Origin of the sequence: Mesorhizobium sp. SEMIA396 (genome assembly GCF_024518615.1) — a bacterium.
Lineage (GTDB): Bacteria > Pseudomonadota > Alphaproteobacteria > Rhizobiales > Rhizobiaceae > Mesorhizobium.
Map to the genome: position 1 here is coordinate 130,585 of NZ_JANIFC010000008.1, position 19,124 is coordinate 149,708.

Annotated in this window: 18 protein-coding genes; 6 read left to right on the forward strand and 12 right to left on the reverse strand. The window is 64.0% G+C overall.

Going from position 1 to position 19,124, the window contains the following annotated elements; genetic code table 11:
* Positions 1-16: 16 nt before the first annotated feature.
* Together pyk and NP503_RS20005 are read right to left on the reverse strand one after the other, a co-directional pair.
* The gene (pyk, locus tag NP503_RS20000) at positions 17-1,453 is read right to left on the reverse strand and encodes a pyruvate kinase (protein WP_013529204.1); all 1,437 of its coding nucleotides are present in this window, start codon (positions 1,451-1,453) and stop codon (positions 17-19) included.
* Positions 1,450-1,938, reverse strand: coding sequence for a DUF1036 domain-containing protein (locus tag NP503_RS20005; protein WP_127266899.1), 489 nt, complete (start codon positions 1,936-1,938; stop codon positions 1,450-1,452). The genes pyk and NP503_RS20005 overlap by 4 nt, the downstream gene beginning before the upstream one ends.
* A gap of 245 nt (positions 1,939-2,183) precedes the next feature.
* Here NP503_RS20005 and NP503_RS20010 point away from each other — a divergent pair, with 245 nt between their 5' ends.
* From NP503_RS20010 to NP503_RS20020, 3 genes are all read left to right on the forward strand, one after another.
* A complete protein-coding gene (locus tag NP503_RS20010) occupies positions 2,184-2,981 on the forward strand; it encodes an N-formylglutamate amidohydrolase (protein ID WP_127266900.1) in 798 nt (265 codons plus the stop codon).
* A gap of 11 nt (positions 2,982-2,992) precedes the next feature.
* Entirely contained in the window at positions 2,993-3,301 is a 309-nt protein-coding gene (locus tag NP503_RS20015; RefSeq protein WP_027037142.1) for a DUF1244 domain-containing protein, read from the forward strand.
* Between the two features lie 123 nt (positions 3,302-3,424).
* Complete coding sequence (locus NP503_RS20020) at positions 3,425-4,600, forward strand: MFS transporter (RefSeq protein WP_127266901.1); 1,176 nt, start codon at positions 3,425-3,427, stop codon at positions 4,598-4,600.
* Here the strand turns inward: NP503_RS20020 and NP503_RS20025 are convergent.
* Positions 4,564-5,472, reverse strand: coding sequence for a LysR family transcriptional regulator (locus NP503_RS20025; protein ID WP_127272235.1), 909 nt, complete (start codon positions 5,470-5,472; stop codon positions 4,564-4,566). The genes NP503_RS20020 and NP503_RS20025 overlap by 37 nt on opposite strands.
* Before the next feature lie 113 nt (positions 5,473-5,585).
* Between NP503_RS20025 and NP503_RS20030 the strand changes: the two genes are divergently transcribed.
* Complete coding sequence (locus NP503_RS20030) at positions 5,586-5,795, forward strand: DUF680 domain-containing protein (RefSeq protein WP_127266903.1); 210 nt, start codon at positions 5,586-5,588, stop codon at positions 5,793-5,795.
* Between the two features lie 76 nt (positions 5,796-5,871).
* Positions 5,872-6,831 (forward strand): SDR family oxidoreductase, encoded by a 960-nt coding sequence (locus tag NP503_RS20035; RefSeq protein ID WP_127266904.1) that lies wholly within the window; start codon positions 5,872-5,874, stop codon positions 6,829-6,831.
* 63 nt (positions 6,832-6,894) lie between these two features.
* Here the strand turns inward: NP503_RS20035 and NP503_RS20040 are convergent, their stop codons facing one another.
* The 6 genes from NP503_RS20040 to NP503_RS20065 all read right to left on the reverse strand — a co-directional run bounded on the left by NP503_RS20040 (position 6,895) and on the right by NP503_RS20065 (position 15,077).
* Positions 6,895-7,053: a DUF3309 family protein gene (locus tag NP503_RS20040; protein ID WP_023810914.1), complete on the reverse strand. Its 159-nt coding sequence runs from the start codon at positions 7,051-7,053 to the stop codon at positions 6,895-6,897.
* Between the two features lie 92 nt (positions 7,054-7,145).
* Positions 7,146-10,325: an efflux RND transporter permease subunit gene (locus NP503_RS20045; RefSeq protein ID WP_127266905.1), complete on the reverse strand. Its 3,180-nt coding sequence runs from the start codon at positions 10,323-10,325 to the stop codon at positions 7,146-7,148.
* Positions 10,326-10,407: 82 nt separating this feature from the next.
* Entirely contained in the window at positions 10,408-11,580 is a 1,173-nt protein-coding gene (locus NP503_RS20050; protein WP_127266906.1) for an efflux RND transporter periplasmic adaptor subunit, read from the reverse strand.
* 154 nt (positions 11,581-11,734) lie between these two features.
* Entirely contained in the window at positions 11,735-12,343 is a 609-nt protein-coding gene (locus tag NP503_RS20055) for a hypothetical protein (protein ID WP_127266907.1), read from the reverse strand.
* Positions 12,340-14,613 (reverse strand): molybdopterin cofactor-binding domain-containing protein, encoded by a 2,274-nt coding sequence (locus tag NP503_RS20060; protein WP_127270169.1) that lies wholly within the window; start codon positions 14,611-14,613, stop codon positions 12,340-12,342. Before NP503_RS20060 ends, NP503_RS20055 begins: the two co-directional genes overlap by 4 nt.
* Positions 14,614-14,615: 2 nt before the next feature.
* Positions 14,616-15,077 (reverse strand): (2Fe-2S)-binding protein, encoded by a 462-nt coding sequence (locus NP503_RS20065; protein ID WP_127266909.1) that lies wholly within the window; start codon positions 15,075-15,077, stop codon positions 14,616-14,618.
* 122 nt (positions 15,078-15,199) lie between these two features.
* Between NP503_RS20065 and NP503_RS20070 the strand changes: the two genes are divergently transcribed.
* Entirely contained in the window at positions 15,200-15,796 is a 597-nt protein-coding gene (locus tag NP503_RS20070; RefSeq protein ID WP_127266910.1) for a TetR/AcrR family transcriptional regulator, read from the forward strand.
* Positions 15,797-15,829: 33 nt separating this feature from the next.
* Here the strand turns inward: NP503_RS20070 and NP503_RS20075 are convergent, their stop codons facing one another.
* From NP503_RS20075 to NP503_RS20085, 3 genes are all read right to left on the reverse strand, one after another.
* Positions 15,830-16,963 carry a patatin-like phospholipase family protein gene (locus tag NP503_RS20075; RefSeq protein WP_127270167.1) on the reverse strand — a complete coding sequence of 378 codons (1,134 nt, stop codon included), beginning with the start codon at positions 16,961-16,963 and terminating at the stop codon, positions 15,830-15,832.
* Between the two features lie 46 nt (positions 16,964-17,009).
* A complete protein-coding gene (locus tag NP503_RS20080) occupies positions 17,010-17,792 on the reverse strand; it encodes a 3-hydroxybutyrate dehydrogenase (protein WP_127270166.1) in 783 nt (260 codons plus the stop codon).
* Positions 17,793-17,978: 186 nt separating this feature from the next.
* The gene (locus NP503_RS20085) at positions 17,979-19,067 is read right to left on the reverse strand and encodes a citrate synthase/methylcitrate synthase (RefSeq protein ID WP_127270164.1); all 1,089 of its coding nucleotides are present in this window, start codon (positions 19,065-19,067) and stop codon (positions 17,979-17,981) included.
* Positions 19,068-19,124: the final 57 nt, after the last annotated feature.

Consider the following 19,124-nt stretch of genomic DNA (forward strand, 5'->3'; position numbering starts at 1 on the left):
GACACGCTTCAGGAATCTAGCGGCTGACTTGTGTGTCCGAACCGATATAGGCGATGCGCAGCATGTTGGTCGAACCCGGTGTCCGCAGCGGCACGCCCGCGGTGATGATGACGCGGTCGCCAGGCTTGCCGAAGCCTTCGTCGAAGGCGATGCGGCAGGCGCGATTGACCATGTCGTCGAGATCGACGGCGTCGGGTGAGACGACGCAATGCGTGCCCCACAAAAGCGACAGCCGCCGCGCCGTGTTGAGGATCGGCGACAGCGCGATAACAGGCACCTGCGGCCGCTCGCGGGCGGCGCGCAGGCCTGTGGTGCCCGATGCGGTGTAGGTGATGATCGCCGACAGCTTCAGCGTTTCGGCGATCTCGCGCGCGGCCAGCGAAATGGCGTCGGCGCCGGTCGCCTCCGGCTCGGAGCGCTGGGCGTTGATGATGCCGGCATAGGTCGGATCGGTTTCGACCTTGGTGGCGATACGGTTCATCATTGCCACAGCCTCGACGGGATAGGCACCCGCCGCCGATTCCGCCGACAGCATGATGGCATCGGCGCCTTCGAAGACGGCGATCGAAACATCGGACACTTCGGCGCGGGTCGGCACCGGTGCCGTGATCATCGATTCCAGCATCTGCGTTGCAACCACCACCGGCTTGCCGGCGCGGCGTGCGGCGCGCGTGATCTGCTTCTGGATGCCGGGCACCGCCTCGAGCGGCATCTCGACGCCGAGATCGCCGCGGGCGACCATCAGCGCGTCGGACAGTTCGATGATTTCGGCCAGCCGGGCGACAGCCTGCGGCTTCTCGATCTTGGCCATGATCAGCGCCCGCCCGCGTGCGATCTTGCGCGCTTCCGCCAGATCCTCCGGCCGTTGCACGAAGGACAGCGCCACCCAGTCGACGCCTGTGGCCAGCACGGCATCGAGGTCCTTGCGGTCCTTCTCGGTCAGCGCGCCGACCGGCAGATCGGTGTCGGGCAAGCTGACGCCTTTCTTGTCGGAAATCGTGGTGCCGGCGACGACGGTGCAGACGATCGACTTGCCGTCGCTCTTCACCGCCTTCAGCTCGAGCTTGCCATCGTCGATCAGCAGGCGATGGCCGGCTTCGACCGAGCTCAGGATTTCCGGATGCGGCAGATAGACCCTGGTCGAGGTGCCGGGCTCGGGATTGTCGTCGAGGGTGAAGGTCTGGCCTTGCGTCAGCACTTCCTTGCCATTGGCGAACTTGCCGACGCGCAGCTTTGGTCCTTGCAGGTCGGCCAGGATGCCGATCGGCCGGCCAACCGCTTCCTCGACAGCGCGGATGCGTCCGACCAGCGTGCGCATCAGTTCATGGTCGGTATGGCTCATATTGATGCGGAACACATCGGCGCCCGCTTCGAACAGTTTCTTCAGCATCTCCTCCGACGAGGAGGCCGGACCGATGGTGGCTAGGATCTTGACCTTGCGGCTACGTCTCATTGACTGTTTGTTCCCGGGGCGGCTGGAGCGCCTCCCGTTGTGGACTCATCGGTCAGCTGGACCATCCAGCTTGCCTGTTCGCCCGTGTCATATTCCTGGAATCCGGCGCGCTGGAAGCCCCGGGCAACGCAGTCGGTCACGCCTGCGATCTTGAACTCTTTTTCAGCCACGCACATGTTGATCGGGCCGTCCCAGCGTCCGCCGCGTTCGGCGTCTTCTGCATAAAGATAGTAAAACCTTGATGACAGCGGCCCTTCGATCAGCGTCTTGCAGCTCGATCCCTCGATGTGCCACCAGCCTTCGGTGATCCAGCCGGCCTTGGCGCGATAGCCGATGCCGACGCCGACCAGGTTCTGCGTGGCGTTGCAGACGCGGAAATCGGCACGCGCCGGCGAAGCCACGACCATGGCCGACAGGCCCATGGCAAGAGTGAGGAGCGGCATGGCAAAGGCAGAGCGCATGCGCTGCCCGCCGGCGGAACTCATCCGAAAACCCCTCAAAAACCACATCAGCATCTCTCTGCGCCCCTTTTCGGAAAAGTCCGGGCGCATGTCAACGCACCGTTTTGTCCAATTCCAATCGATTTAGAAAGGCTCCGGCGCACAATTCGCCGACGTGTGCCAGATTTCCCGGGAAACCTTGGCCAAACAACGGCATTGCGCAAGCGTCGTCTTCGTGGAATGACGATAGCACCCTCCCCGGAAGCCCGCGAACAGACCATTTCCCGCCAATGACCCGATCCACAGTTTTCGCGCCTTTCGACATCATCGAGGGCGACCGCAAGCGAGGCATCGTGCTGTTGGGCGATCATGCCCGTCGCGACCTGCCCGACGACTACGGCAGCCTCGGCCTGCCCTCGGCCGAGTTCGACCGGCACATCGCCTATGACATCGGCGTCGAGGCGGTGACGCGCGAACTGGCTGCCCTGCTCGGCGTGCCGGCGGTGCTCGCCAATTTTTCGCGACTGCTGATCGATCCCAATCGCGGCGAAGACGATCCGACGCTCATTCGCCAGCTTTATGACGGCACTGTCGTACCTGGGAATTACCCCATTACTGCCGATGAGCGCGAGAGGCGGCTCGACGGGTTCTACCGGCCCTATCACGACGCCGTCGGCGCCATGATCGCATCGGTCGCACAGGCTTCCGCCCAGACGCCCTTCATCTTTTCGGTGCATTCCTTCACCCCGGCCATGCAAGGAATCCAGCGTCCTTGGCACGTCGGCATCCTGTGGGACCTCGACGACCGCGTGGCGCGGCCGTTGATAGACATGCTGGCGCAGGACAGGAACCTCGTCGTCGGCGACAACGAACCCTATGACGGCGCGCTGCGCGGCGACACCATGTACAAGCATGCCATCGTCAACGGCTTCGCCCATGCGCTGATCGAGATCCGACAGGATCTGATATCGGACCAGAAGGGCGCGCTCGCCTGGGCCGAACGGTTGGCGCCGATCGTTGACGCGATCGACCGCCGTCCCGATATACATGTGGTGAAGATGTTCGGCTCGCGCACCGGGCCGCTATGACGGAGGTTTCGATGACCGAACTCAGCGACGAGCAGCAACGCGATTTCGAAGCGGCCGCCTTCCGCCGGCTGGTCGAGCATCTGCGCGAGCGCAACGATGTGCAGAACATCGACCTGATGAATCTTGCCGGCTTCTGCCGCAACTGCCTGTCGAACTGGTATCGCGAGGCAGCCAATGCCGAGGGCGTCGATCTCACCAAGGATCAGTCACGCGAGATCGTCTACGGCATGCCTTATGGGGAATGGCAGGCGCTGAACCAGACCGAGGCCTCCGACGCCAAGAAGGCCGAATTCGAGGCAAGGCGCCCCCAGGACCATTGACGCCGTCGCCCCAGCGATCGCTTAAGGCTATGTTTGGCCCAAAATGCTTCCCGAAAGAGCCTTGACTGAAAATTGAATCGATCTAATTTGCCGCGCGAAGCCATTTTCAGCGGGATTCGCCTCATGAACGCGTCAATTGCCAAGCTGACTGCCATTCGCGGACGATGGGCGCTCGCGGCCATTTTTCTCGCCAACGGCTTCCTGACGGGCAGCTGGGCGCCGCAGATCCCGGTGTTCCTGACCCGGCTGGAGATTTCGAAGTTCACGCTCGGCCTGCTGATTCTCTTATTCGGCGTCGGTGCCGTCGTCGCGATGACCTGGTGCGGCCATTTGATCTCCAGACATGGCTCGCGCACCGTACTGCGCTGGTTCGCCCTGTGCGGCAGCCTCGGTCTGATGGTCGTGGCGCTGGCGCCCAACGTACCGCTGGCGGCCGCGGCCATGATCATCTTCGGCGGCTCGATCGGTGGCATGGACGTTGCCATGAATGCCAATGCCGTGGTGGTCGAACGGCGGCTCTCCCGCGCCGTCATGTCGTCCTCGCACGGCTTCTGGAGTCTCGGCGGCTTCGCCGGCGGCGGCCTCGGCGGCTTTGCCATCCAGCACTACGGCCACCTCGCCCACGCGGCGGCGGTAACGGTGTTTGCCTCCGGGGTGATCGCGGTGGCCGTTCGCCATCTCCTCACCGAAGACAGACCGCAGGCGGCAGAGCACCACAAATTCGCACTGCCGGCAAACCCGCTGGTTTATCTGATCGGACTGATGGCGCTGCTGGCGATGATCTCCGAAGGCGCGGTGCTCGACTGGGCAGCCCTGTATCTGCGCCAGGAGCTCGGCGCCGATCTTGCCGTTGCCGGCCTCGCCTACGCCGGATTTTCGGGCGTCATGGCGGTTACGCGGTTCTTCGGCGACGGCATACGCAATCGCTTCGGCGCGGTGACGACGCTTCGCGTGTCGGCCCTCGTAGCCGCGGTCGGCATGCTGGTGGCTGGCCTGGCGCCCTCGCCCTGGCTCGCCATTGCAGCCTTTGCCTTTTGCGGCTTCGGCATCGCCAATATGGTGCCGATCATCTTTTCGGCCGGCGGCAACCAGGAAGGCATGTCTTCTGGCACCGGCATGAGCGTGGTCACCACTATCGGATACTGTGGCATACTGGTGGCGCCGTCGGCGATCGGCTTCGTTGCCGAGCACTCCAGCTTTGGCCCGATCTTCATCACCATGTCGGGACTGCTGATCATCGTGTTGCTGATGGCCGGGCTCGCTCACCGCGCCGAATTCGCGCCAGCACCCGCCGAATAGCGTTTCAGCTCCTCGTGGAGAAAATCCACCACCCGGCGGATGCGCACGCTGGTACGCACGTCGCGATGCATCGCTAGCCACACCGGCAGAACTGGCAGCGGCAGATCTGGCAGAACCTTCTCTATCAAAGGATCCCTGTCGGCCAGCGGCTCCTGACCGAGGCCGATGCCGTTTCCCGCCCGCACCGCTTCCCACAAAACGATCTGGTTGTCGGCCCTGAAGCGGAAGCTGCTCCGGGTGACGGGGATGCCATGCTGGGTAAAGCCCCTGATGATCTCGTCGCCGCGGTCGAAGCCGACCAGGTCGTGGTCGACAAGATCGGCAGGCTTCAGCGGACGGCCGCGCCTGTCGAGATAGGATTTGGCCGCGCAGGCGCAGAGCTCGATATCGCAGACCCTGCGTGCCATCAGCTCGTTCTGCGCCGGCTTGACCATGCGGATGGCGATGTCGGCATCCCGACGCAGCAGGTTCTCGACCTGGTTGGAGGCGACGATCTCGACCTCGATGCCGGGCTCCTCGATCCCCAGCCGCATCGTCATCTCAGGCAGGACATAGGCCGCCACCACCTCGCTGGCGGCGATGCGCACCGTGCCTTCGATGGCCTCGACCGAACCCAGCGCCAGCAGTGAGAAGGCGCTTGCCTGCTCACTGACCGCCTTGCCGCGTTCGAACAGCGTGCTGCCGGCCTCCGTCAGTTCGTAGCCGTGCCGTCCTCGACGGAACAGTGTGACGCCGAGTGCCCGTTCCAACTCGCCGATGTGACGGCCAAGCGTCGGCTGGCTGGCCGAAAGCTTTCGCGCGGCGGCCGACAGGCTGCCGGATTCCGCCACGGCGACAAAGCTCTTGATCAGGTTCCAGTCGATTTCAGCCATTCATTTATGAATATCAGAACGCCATCTGTAGTCAATTTCCATTCGCGTTCAGAGCGACCATATTCCGGCTGCAGACACCAACACGGACTGCAAACACCACCAGGAGAACTCAGATGAACAAGATCGCTCTCACCACCGCCGCCATCCTCATTTCCGTCAGCGCCGCCTTTGCCGGCAGCGACAAGTTTGGGTCGAACGACGCCAGCCGGCCGGCTGTCACCAGCACCGACAACACGACCACCGCTTCGATCCACAACCCGGATGCGGCCGTCCGGCAGCCGGTCACGCAAGGCAGCAACCGCGACCTCTTCGGCAGCCGCTGATCTCGATCGCGCTTGTCGCTGATCCCGATCGCGCCTTGCGACCGACCACGCAAATCCCAACCCCGGAGTGCTTCCAATGACCAGTATCGCAATTCTCGGTGCCAATGGCCGGCTCGGCCGCGTGGTCGCCAAGGCCTTCATCGACGCGGGCTACGAGGTCCGCGCCGTCACCCGCAACGGCAAGGTGCCGGCCGAACTCAAAGGCGCCACAGCCGTTGCCGGTGACGCGCTCGACCGCGAGGCCCTCATCCGCGTCACGCAAGGTGTCGACATCATCTTCAACGGCCTCAACCCGATCTACACCGAATGGGCCAAGTGCCTGCCGATCGCCGAGAATGTCATGGCCGCTTGCCGTGCCAACAACGCACTGCATCTCTTTCCCGGGACCGTATACAATTACGGGTCGCCGATGCCGGAGGTGATCACGGAAGACACGCCGTTCCGCCCGACGACCGAGAAGGGGCGCATCCGCGTCGCCATGGAGGACCTGTTTCACCGCGAGGCCGAAGCGCGCCGCGTCCGCACCATTATTTTGCGGGCCGGCGATTTCTTCGGCGGCACCGGCAGCGGCTCGTGGTTCGACCTGGTCGTCGCCGCCAAAATCAACAAGGGTGTCTATACGGCGCCCGGCCCGGTCGACCTCGTGCATGAATGGGCCTACCTGCCGGATCTGGCCAGGGCTTTCGTCGGACTGGCGCAGAACCTGGACAAGCTCGGCGCCTATGAAGCCCTCAACTTCCCGGGCCATCCCGTCACCGACCTGGAGATCAAGGCGGCCGCGGAGAAGGCGCTTGGACGCCCGCTCAAGATGACCTCGATGGCGTGGTGGGTGCTGCGCGCCGGCAGCCCGTTCGTGGCGATGTGGCGTGAGATCGTGTCGATGTCCTATCTGCGCTTCGAACCGCACCAACTGGCGTCGGCAAGGCTGGAAGGCATCATCGGCGCGATCCCGCACACGCCGCTGGATCAGGCCGTCACTGAAGCTCTCGGGGATATCGGCATTGCCACCGTGACCGGCGTTGCGAAAGCTGCCTGACCTCCGCGATGGCGGGCGATACTCCTCCGCACATTAACAATCTCCGCAGACTGAGAGGGCGCCTCAGAGCCGTCCCATCAACAGCAGCACCATAAGCACCACCAGCACCACGCCGACAATACCCGAGGGCCCATAGCCCCAGGAGCGCGAATGCGGCCAGGCCGGCACCGCGCCGATGAGGATAAGGACCAGGACGATGATGACTATGGTGGTGATCGGCATGAGAACCCCGCAATTCGACTTTTCGCCTAAGAACAATGCAAAAGGCCGCCCGGTTGTTCCGGGCGGCCTTTGCCGGTCAAATCGGCAATGATCTATTCGGCGGCTTTCGGAAAGGCGATATCCGGCCCGGCTCCGGCATCCCGCCCTGGCGCATCGGTCGATGAAATCTCGACCTTGCCGCGCCGGAACAGACGGCTGATCAAGCCGCGCCGTGCGCCCGGCTTGACCTTGGCGCGGGTGAACACCATCAGCATCGACGGCGTCACCACCAGCGTCAGCACCGTGGCGAAGGACAGGCCGAAGACGATCGCCGAGGACAGCGAAATCCACCATTGCGTCGACGGCGCGTTGATCGTCGTCTCGTGATGGAAGATTTCCAGCCCGAGGCCGAAGGCGATCGGCAGCACGCCGAGAATGGCCGACACAGCCGTCAGCACGACCGGGCGGGCGCGCTCGCGGCAAGTCTGCAGCACCGCCTCGACCTTGTCCCAGCCTTCTTCACGCAGCCGGTCATAGGTGTCGATCAGCACGATGTTGTTGTTCACCACCACGCCGGCCAGAGCGATGACGCCGATGCCCGACATGACGATGCCGAACGTCTCGCCGGTTATCAGCAGCCCGAGGAACACGCCGATCGTCGCCATGACCACGCAGGACAGCACCAGCCAGACGCTGGTGAACTTGTTGAACTGCGCCAGAAGCACCAGGAAGATCAGGAAGATCGCCGCCCCGAAGGCCTTGCTGAGGAAGGCGCTGGCTTCGGCGCTGTCCTCGTTCGAACCGGCCAGCTTCCAGCGGATGCCGCTGCCGAGATCCATGTCGGAGACGGCCTTGGTGACCTGCTCCTGCACAGCCGCGACCTGAGCGCCGGCGGCGACGTTGGCCTGGACGACCACCGTACGCGCGCCGTCGATGCGGTTGAGGATGCCGACCGTCGGCTCCGGCTTGCGCACGACGAAGTTCGAGATCGGCACCGAGCCTTGTGAGGTCTGCACCCTGAGTTCGTCGAGCGTCGACAGCGTGCGCCGGTCTTCGGGCAGCCGCAGCCTTATGTCGACCGCGTCGTCGGCTCCGGCAGGCCGGTATTCCGAGAGTTTCAGCCCGTTGGTCACCAGTTGCACCACCGTCCCGACCGAGGTTGGGCTGATGCCGTACTGCGCCGCCTTGGCACGATCGACCTCGAGCGCCCAGTCGACACCGGGCGGCGGCAGGCCGTCGGAAATATCGATGACGCCGGGCACCTTGCCGATGCGCGCCGCGACCTCACGGGCCTTGTCGTCGAGCCCCTTGGGGTCGACGGCCGAAAGCCTGATCTGGATCGGCTTGCCGGTCGGCGGACCGGCTTCCGGCACGCGCACCTCGACATCGACGCCGGGAATGCCGGCCATGACGCCGCGCAGATCGTCCAGGATGTGGTTCGCCGACTTGCGCTCGCGCCAGTCGATAAATTCGTACTGGATGACGCCGACGACGTCTTCGGGAATATCCTGGCCGCCGCCTTGCGTCTTGCCGACGCGGGTGTAGACCGACTTCACACCCGGCCAGCCGAGCAGCCTGTCTTCCGCGATCTTGGTCGCGGTATCCATTTCGGCCAGCGAAAGATTGCCGCGCGCATGCACGTAGAGCAGGCCATAATCCGGCTCGACATTCGGGAAGAACTCGACGCCGGCGCCGTATTTCGAATAGGCAAAGCCGACGCCGAACAAGAGCGCGACGGTCAGCACCAGCACGGTGATGGGGAAGCGCACCGCCTGCTTGACGATCGCCATGTACCAGCCGTCGCGATTGTCATCCTCATGATGCGGCGGCGCCTTGGCGAAGATCGCACCCAGCGTCGGCGCGAAGACAAGCGCGTAGAGCATCGAGGCCGATAGCGTGACGATCAGCGTGATCGGCATGTACTTCATGAAGTCGCCGATGATGCCCGGCCAGAACAGCAGCGGCGAGAAGGCGGCGATGCGCGTCATCGTCGCGGCGATGACCGGACCGGCCATGCGCTTGGCGGCGAGCGCGAAGGCTTCCTCCTTCGGCATGCCTTCGCTCATCCGTCGTTCGGCGAACTCGGTGACGATGATCGCATCGTCGACCAGCATGCCGACGGCCAGGATCAGGCTGAACAGCACGATCATGTTGATCGTGTAGCCCATCATCGCCAGCAGCAGGATGCCGATCAGGAAGGACGACGGAATCGCAAGCCCGATGAGCAGCGAGGCGCGGCCGGACAGCGCGTAGAGGATGACGATGAACACCAGGATGACGGCGATCATCACATGGTTCTGCAGGTCGCCGAGCAGCTGGTTGACGAAGACCGACTTGTCCTGCGTGTAGGTGACGTTCATGCCCTCGGGCATCGACTTGACAAACTCGTCGGACACCGTTCGCACCTTGGCGATGGTGTCGATCAGGTTGGAGCCGATGCGCTTCTTGACTTCGATGGCGATGGCCGGCTTGCCGTTGAGACGGGTCACCGTCTCGGCATCCTTGAAGGTCGAACGGATCGTCGCGATGTCCTTGGCCTGCACCACGGCATTGGGGCCGGCGACCACCGGCAGTGCGGCGACATCCTCCGGCGTTTCGATCAGCGACGGTACCTTGACGGCGTATTTGCCCTCCGAGCCTTCGATATTGCCGGCGGCGACCAGGCTGTTGGAGTTGCCGACCGCACCGATCAGTTGATCGAGTTGCAGCCCATAGGAAGACAGCTTCATCGGATCGATGACGACCTCGACGAGATCGTCGCGCGCACCCTGCAGCGAGCCCTCGAGAACACCGGGAACCTCCTCGATGCGGTCGCGCAGTTCACGCGCGGCGGCGGTCAGCACGCGTTCAGGCAGATTTCCCGAGAGGGTGACGACGAGCACGGGAAATTCGGAAATGTTGACTTCGGTGACGACAGGTTCTTCCGCCGCCTGCGGCAGGTCGGCCTTGGCGTCCTGCACCTTGCTGCGCGTGTCCTGCAGCGCGGTGGCCAGATTGGTCTGCGGCTGGAATTCGACCAGCACGTAGCCGCCGCCCTGGAAAGCGGCCGAACGCATCTCCTTGAGGCCCTTCAGGCTTTTCAGCTTGCTTTCCATCGGCCGCAGCAGAAGCCGCTCCGAATCCTCGGGCGAAATGCCCTGGTAGATCAGGCTGACATACATCATCGGAATCGGAACGTCGGGCTCCGCTTCCTTTGGCGTCGCCTGATATGCGACCCAGCCCGCCAGCAGAAGGAAGACGAGGACCGAAATGGTCAGGCGGGCATTGTTGATTGCGAGTCTGACGATATCCATGGCTAACGCCTGTTCTTGAATTTTCACGAGCTGCGTCGCAGCCGATTGTCCCCGCCCAGGGCTAGTCCGTCGCGATCTCTTGCTACTGCGTGCCGGCCGTCGCTTCGCCGAGCAGCTTCTTGATGATCGCTTGGTCGGCCTCGACCGGATTGACCAGATCGCCTTCCTTCACCAGTTCCTGGCCGGCGACGATGATGCGGGCGTCGGCCGGTATGCCGCCGAGGACGAGGCCTGTCGGCGTGTCGTCGACGAGGTCGATGGGGAAGAACGCCACCTTGTTGTCCTTGCTCACGGCACGGATGCCGAGGTCGCCCTTGTCGCCGAGCGTCACAACCGAGCGCGGCAGCAGCACCGCGTCGGTCGGCTGTGCGTTGAGCGCGATTTCCGCCGTCATGCCGGCCGGCACGGAGCCGTCGGCATTGGGGACGGCAACCTCGACGCGGAAGGTGCGGGTCGCCGACGAGGCGTCGCGGCTGATGTAGCGCACGGTGCCTTGGACGGTCTGGCCGCTGACCAGCCGTATGGTGGCCTTGTCGCCGAGCTTGAGGTAGCCGAGATCGCGCTCGCTGACTTCGCCGCGAGCAATCACCGGATCGAGCTTGAGGATGGTCGCCACCTCGCCGCCTTGCATGATGGAGCTGCCAAGTTCCACCGGCACCCGGTCGATAACGCCGTCGAAAGGCGCCTTCACCTCGTTGCGGTCGAGTTCGGCCTGTGCCGTTTCCAGTTGCGACTGCGCCGAGGTCAGGTTCGAGCGCGCGGTGTCGAGCTGCAGCTTCGGCAGATTGCCTGATTTCATCAGCCGCAAGGCTGCGTCCAGCTCGGCCTGACGCTGCACCACCAATTGCTTGGCGTTGTCGACCATCGAGATCTTTTCTTCCGCCGCAAGCATCAGCACCAGATCCCCCGTCTTGACGTGATCGCCTTGCTTGACAGGCAGCTTGTCGATGACACCGGCGACGCGCGTCGCCAGCACCGCCCGCTTGTCGGCTTCGGTCAGCCCGGAAATGCGGATGGCGCGTGCATAGGTCTTGCGTGGCGGCGTCACCACAGCGACCGTGCGCAGCGGTGCCTTCGGCTCGGCTTCCGCCTGCTTCGGCTTCGCCGCATCGGGCGCCTTGGCCTGTTCGGCTTCGGCTGCCTTGGCTTTGTTGGCGGCTACGCTGCCGACTGACGAAAACTCGCCTGTCGCCATCCACGCCGCGAAACCAATGAGCACAACAACGGCTGCAAGCTTGTGAAACCTGATTCTCATCGTCGTTTTTTCCACTGCGGGTTCGGCCAGCGTCCTCATAACGCGGGCGCGTCGCCGATATGGGTGCGCGCCGGGCCGTGTTCAATTTGCCGTGATCGGCGAAGCGCGCTTCTACATCAAAGTTGCACCGCAATATAGTCTGAAAGTTGCAAGATCATTGCGCCACCGGGCAAGATGCGCCCGCCGCCGCCCAGTTTTCGATCGCTTGATAGGTCGCTTCGGCGGAGCCCGGAGCCGGTTCACGACCCGATCCCGGCGCCCAGCCCCAGGCGACCAGTCTGTCGTCGCGAACATGCACCGCGATGTCCTTCAAGCTGCGGTTGCCATTGCGCAAGGGATCCTTGATCTGGGCGCAGATTTCGGCCGAGGACTTGCCGAACCAGGCCATCTCGGCTGGCGCCAGATGCCAGTTCTCGGCCCCGGGCGGCCCGTGCAATGCCTTGGAATTGCTGGAGAAATGGCAAGTCATGCAACGCAGGCCCGGACTGCCGAAGCCCGGCCCGTCAGCACCGCGCTGGACATTGAAGGCGTGCACGCGCGTGCCGCCGTAATGCGCACCCGACCAGCGCGGTCGCTCGTCCGCGACATGACAGTCAGCGCAGCGCGGATGCGAGAACACCGCATAGACCTTGTCCCATTCGGACAGGGCTTTTGCTGTGTCGACTGCCACCGGCGCCGGCGTCTGGCTCTCTTGCGCGATCGCAAACGGTGCTGCGAGCACAAGCATGGCAGCAGGCGTCAGCATGATGACGAGCTTCTTCATGCGAAGGCTACCGCTTTCGACAGCGGCAGCGTGCGGATGCGCTTTCCGGTGAGCGCGAAGATGGCGTTGGCGAGCGCCGGAGCCGCCGGCGGTGTGCCGACCTCGCCGAGGCCGCCCATCCTGTGGAAGTTTTCCAGGATGGCAACTTCGAATACCGGGCACTGGAAGATCCGCATGGCGTCGAAATCGTGGAAGTTCGACTGTTCGACCATGCCGTCGGCGAAGGTGATTTCCTGCCCCATCGCCGCCGAAAGACCGTAGATGGCCGCCGAGATCAACTGCGCCTCGATGATGCCGGGATCGAGCGCGGTGCCGACATCGGCGGCGATCCACACCTTCTCGATACGGATTCCGGCCGGCGTGTCCGCCACCTGGACGATCTCGCCGACCCAACTGCCGAAGGACAGGGTGAAGGCCATACCCCTGGCCTTGCCGGCGGGCAGCGCCTCACCCCATTTCGCCATCGCGGCGACTTTCTCCACCACCTTCACCGCCGAAGGATAGGCAGCCATCAGTCTCTTGCGCATCTCGACCGGATCGATTTTCCCGGCGACGGCGATCTCGTCCATGAAGCCCTCATGGAAGAAGCCGTTGACCGAACTGCCGACCGAGCGCCAGGAGCCGACGGGGATGGAGACCGGCGCCGCGACACCGCTGACCCGGTAATTCGGGATGGTGTAGGGCTGGTCATAGGCGCCGTCGACGATGCTCTTGTCGGGACCGAGCGGCGATATCGAGGGAAACAGCCGGCGCAGCATGCCGGCAATCACCGATGGCGAGGCCATCCTCATGTCGAGCGCGACCGGCATGCCATCGTCGCCGAGCCGCGCCTGGAACTTGCCGATAGCGGCCGGCCGGTAGGCGTCGTGGCGCATGTCTTCTTCACGCGTCCAGGTCACCTTGACCGGACGCCCGCCCGTCTCCCTGGCCATCAGCGCGGCGCACAGTGCGTAATCCACCTCGACGCGCCGGCCGAAACCGCCGCCCATGAAGGTGGTGTGCACATTGATCTTGTCCTGCCCGATGCCGACCGCGTTGGCGCAAAGCTGCCGCACCAGGGTCGGCGCCTGGTTGCCGCACCAGATGTCGAGCGCGCCGTCCCTGAGCTGCGCCGTGGCGTTCATCGGCTCCATCGTCGCATGCGCCAGATAGGGCACGGCATAGTCGGCCTCGACGATCCTTTCACGCGGCGCGTCGGCAAAGGCGGTGTCGACGTCGCCATTGTCGCGCATCACCGAGCCCTTGGTGCCGAGCGCCTGCTTCACGACATCGGATATGCCGGCGCTGCTGAGCGGATATTCGGGATCGGCCCACTGGGCGTCGATCGCCTCGGCGGCCTTGAACGCCGCCCATGTGTTGTCGGCGATGATGCCGAAGCCATGGCCGTAATTCGTCTCGAGCGGCACGATCTTGATCACGCCGGGCATTTTTTCGGCCCTGGAAAGGTCCGCCTTGACCGGCTTGGCCCAGAAGCGCGGGCTCATCTTGACAGTGCCGTAGACCATGTCCGGCAGCCTGACATCGATGCCGAAGATCGGCGCCCCGGTCACCTTGGCCAGCATGTCGATGCGCTTCTGCGGTTTTCCCAGCAGTTTCCAGTCGGCCCGGTCCTTGAGCCTGACTTCGGCCGGCGACGCCATCGCGGCGGCGGCCGCGGCGACCGCGCCATAGGTCAGCGACTTGCCCGACGCCTTGTGCAGGATCGAACCGTCGGCCGTTTCCAGATCGGCTGCGGCAACACCCAGTTCTTGCGCCGCAGCCGCGATCAGCATCTGCCGGGCAGCGGCACCCGCTTGCCGCATCTTGTCAAAACCATCGCGTGTCGAAGCCGAACCGCCGGTGCCCTGCAGGGCAAGGAACTTGCCGGCCACGCCGAGACCCGAGCGCACCGCCTGCGCGGTCATGCTCTCGTCGAAGAAGGCGAACGGACCGCCCTCCTCGAGGATCGCGGCGTTGTAGTAGGCATGGGATGCTGGTCCATGCTCGACCTTGACCCGGTCAAGGCCGACATCGAGCTCTTCGGCGACCATGGCGGCAAGCGTCGTCGAGATGCCTTGCCCCATCTCGGCGCGCGGCGCGACGATGGTGATGGTGTTGTCGGCGCCGATCTTCACATAGGGGTTGAACGTCGCCTCGCCCTTGCCGAGTTCGGCCTCGAGCGGGTTCGGAAAAGGCTTGCGATAGTAGTAATAGCCGACGGCAACGCCGCCCGCGACGGCGGCAGCGCCGATCAGAAACGTGCGGCGGGCGATCTTTCCGACACTGGCCATGGTCAGAGACCCGCCGTCTTGAGCGCCGCGGCCTTCTTGATGGCCGAGCGGATTTTGGGATAGGTGCCGCAGCGGCAGAGATTGCCGCCCATGGCATTGTCGATGTCGGCATCGCTTGGGTTGGCGACTTCGTCGAGCAGCGCCACCGCGCTCATGATCTGGCCGGCCTGGCAGTAGCCGCATTGCGCGACCTGTTCCTCCAGCCATGCCTGCTGCACCGGATGCAGCTTCCCCGCCGTGCCGATGCCTTCAATGGTCGTGATAGCGCCGCTGACCTGCCCAACCGGGAGCGAGCAGGAACGCACCGGCTGACCGTCGACATGAACTGTGCAGGCGCCGCAGGCGGCGATGCCGCAGCCGAATTTCGGCCCTGTCTTGCCAATGAGATCGCGCAGCGCCCACAGCAGCGGCATGTCAGGATCGGCATCGATATCGAAAGACTGACCGTCGACGGTAAGGCGCATGGGGATACCCTTTGTTGTCGTCCACTGCCAAGGCGAAGCGTCCTCTCGACCGTTTCGCTCCGATACAGATTGACAAATTTCGTCATTTTGTCAAATAGGATTTTGCAGGATAGAATTGCTCCATGAACCGGATCGAAGACATCGCCGCCACAGATCCCAAACGCGTCCGCATCCTGGATGGCGCGATGAAGGTGTTTTTGGCCTATGGCTTCACTCGCACCACCATGGACGACATCGCCCGCGCCGCAGACATGTCGCGTCCGGCGCTCTATCTCCTGTTCAAGAACAAGACCGACATTTTCCGCGCCATCGCCATGATGATCCTGTCACGCTCGGTCGAGGCGGCAAAGATTGCCCTATCCGGCGACGGCCCTTTCACCGAGCGCATGATGCGGGCCATCGACGAGGCATTCATCTCGATGATGGGCGCGGTCGTTGCTTCGCCGCACGGCGCCGAATTGCTGGACATGAAATCGAGCCTTGGCGATCTGGTAGGCTGCTGGCGCGGCGGGCTTGGCCAACACATCGGCACCGCGATAGAGCGCGAGGCAGCCAGGAACGGCGTCGACCTGGCGGCCAGAGGCCTGTCGGCGCAACTGCTTGCCGACATGCTGCTCGACGGGCTGGAAGGCATGAAGGCGCGGATCAGAGATCCGGAGGGACAGCGGCAGGCGGCCGCTGCCCTGATCAGGGTGATCGACCTGACCTTGAAGGCATGATTGCGGACCAATCGATGCACATTGATTGGTCGCTCAGGCGCGCCGGCGCTCTGCCTCCGGGTTCTTGCGCGCCGCAAGAAATTCCTTGACCCGCCGGCCAGGTGCCGGACCGCGCACCGGCTTGAAGCCGTCATCGAGTTCGCCGGAGAGATCGAGCGTCGGTCGCTTGCCGACGGCCTCGTAATTCTCTTCCAGCCAGTCGCTGGCGGCGGTGCGGCCGAGATCACGCAGGTAGGTCAGAAACGCCCATTCGGCGTTGACCTTCGAGGACGCCGACAGGTCCTTGAACGCCTCGTCGGCATCGATGCGGTGCATGCGGATATCGCGATACTCGCCATGCGGCAGACGGCCGGCGGCGATCAGTTCCTTGACGAAGGCGATCGAGCGGAATTCGCGCAGCAACCCGGCGTTGAAGGCGATCTCGTCGATGCGGTTCTGGATCTCGTTGGCGCTTCTTGGTGTTCCCTCCCGCACCACCGGATTGATCTGCACCAGAAGCACGTCCTCGGTCGCAGCCGTCTTGAAGAACGGATAAAGCGCCGGGTTGCCGCCATAGCCGCCATCCCAATAGGGCACCCCCTTGATCTCGACAGCACGGAACAGTTGCGGCAGGCAGGCCGAGGCCATCACCGTGTCGAGGTCGATCTCGCCATCGGAAAAGACGCGCAACTGTCCGGTCTCGACATTGGTCGCCGAGATGAACAGTTCCATTGACTTGCAGGCGCGGACATTGTCGAAATCGATCTCCTGCTGAACCACGTCGCGCAGCGGGTTGAAGCCGAGCGGATTGGCGACATAGGGCGAGAACACCCGCGACATGGTGTCGAAGAAGACATAGCCAGGCGTATTCTCGATCGACCAGTTGCCCCAGGCGACATCCCACGGCATGCGGTGTACCGGGCTGAACCGGCCCTTGGCCGCCACCGCGCGCCAGAAATCGTCAAGTTTCTGCCGCGCTCCCTCGACACCTCCGCGCACATATCCGTCGGCCAGCGCCACTGCGTTCATGGCGCCGGCGCTGGTGCCGGACACTGCTGATATCTCCAGCCGTCCGTCCTCCAGCAGGCGGTCGAGCACACCCCAGGAAAAGGCCCCGTGCGAGCCGCCGCCCTGAAGCGCGATGTTGATCTTCTTCTTTGTCTCCTCCGCCTTGCCGTTTTTGGTCATGGCGTCGTCCTTGGTTCGTTTTGGATAGATGAGAAGATTTTGCGCCTCACGCGGCGGTCCAGCCGCCATCGACCGAGAGATGCGTGCCGTTGACCTGCGCTGCCGCGTCCGAGCACAGGAACACCGCCGCTGCCGCGATCTGCTCCACCGTGACGAATTCCTTGGTCGGCTGCTTGTCCAGCATGACCTCACGGATGACGGTCTCGCGATCCATCTGATGGGCTTTCATCTGGTCGGGGATCTGCGCCTCGACCAGCGGCGTCAGCACATATCCGGGGCAGATGGCGTTGCAGGTAATTTTTTCACGCGCCAGTTCGAGTGCAACGGTCTTGGTCAAACCCATGATGCCATGCTTCGCCGAGACATAGGCCGATTTGAACGGCGACGCGACCAGGCCGTGCGCCGAGGCGATGTTGACGATCCGGCCACCGCCGGCCTCCTTCATCAGCGGGATCGCGGCTGCAATGGTGTGGAACGCCGACGACAGGTTGATGGCGATGATGGCGTCCCATTTCTCGATCGGAAAGTCCTCAACCGGCGCGACATGCTGGATGCCGGCATTGTTGACGAGGATATCGACCGATCCGAATGTCTCAGCCGCCTTGGCGACAAGCGCCCGGCATTCCGCCGGTTTCGACATGTCCGCCTTGATGTAGGCGGTTTTCACCCCGTGGTGTTTGGCGATCGCATCAGTGATGGCGTGGTCGGCGGCCGTGTCGGAGAAAGAGTTGACGACGACATTATGGCCTTCGGCCGCCAACGCCTGGGCGATGGCCAGGCCAATGCCCGATGTGGAGCCGGTGATGACTGCGGTTTTTCTGGCGGCCAAGGGCGGAGTCCTCTGGTTGCGGCAAGAGCGAGCTTATGTTGCACTGCAGCATATATGCTCAATGCGACGCAATAACAGCGGCCAGAATTTTTGAGGAGATGAAATTTTCGTCATGAGCGGCCACACGGCCGCTCACCAGGAGGATATCGTTTGGATCGCCGGTCGCTCGCCAGGCGCCGATAAGCCTCAGGCAGCCAGCTCCGGCACCGGCCCGACATAGTGCGACTGCGGGCGGATCAGCCGCCCGGTCGTCTGCTGTTCGCGCGCATGCGCGATCCAGCCGGCGACGCGCCCAGCGGCAAAGACATTGCTGAAGGTTTGTGGCGGAAAGCCCGCCGCCTCCAACAGCAGCGCGGTGTAGAACTCGACATTGGTCTGCAGCGAGCGCGACGGCTTGGCGATCCGCAGCACGTCGAGCGCTACCTGTTCCACTGTCTCCGCGAATGCCAGCCGGCGGCCGGTTTCGCCCTCGCCGCCGAGTTGCCGCACGACGGCCTTCAGCACATCGGCGCGCGGATCGCGCACACGGTAGATGCGGTGCCCGAAACCCATGATGCGCCTGCCGTGCGAGATCTCGTCGCGAAGCCAGCCGGCGGCATCGCCATGCGCCTGGATCGCATCCAGCATCTCGATCACCGGACCGGGCGCCCCGCCATGCAGCGGCCCCTTTAGCGCGCCGAGCCCGGCCAGCACGGAGGATGTCAGGCCGGCCTGCGTCGAGGCCACCACGCGCGTCGCAAAGGTCGACGCATTGAGGCCATGATCGCAGACGGTCACGAGATAGGTATCGAGCGCCTTCGCCAGCGCCGTCGAGGCGACGCTGCCGCTCAGCATCCTCAGCATGTCGGCGGCATGATCGGCGCGGCTGTCCGGCGCGATCGGCTGCTCGCCGCGCTGCAGGCGCAGCAGGGCCGGCGTCAGCACGGCGGGCGCTGCGATGAGCAGCAAGGCATCGGTCAAGGTCTCGCCGTCCGGCAGCAGCGCCATGCCGGCGCGCATGGCGCTGTAAACATCGAGCGACGCCAGCAGGGGCAGCGAGGGCAAGAGCCGTTCGAACACCTCAGCGCGTGCCTGGCCCAGTGCCCGCGTCAGTTGCGCCTCATCGGGAAGGTCGTCGAAGAAGCCGTCGAGCAGCAGCCGCATCACCTGGGCATAGTTCAAGCGGCCGGCCAGCTCCGGCAGCGAATGACCTCGGATCGTCAGACGGCCACCAAGACCATCCACATCGGAAAGCACGGTTTCCGCCGCCACCACGTCATCGAGCCCATTCGCCATAGCCTGTCTCCTTGAAGCATTTCCGGATCGGAGATAGAGATGGGCAACGTTTCCATC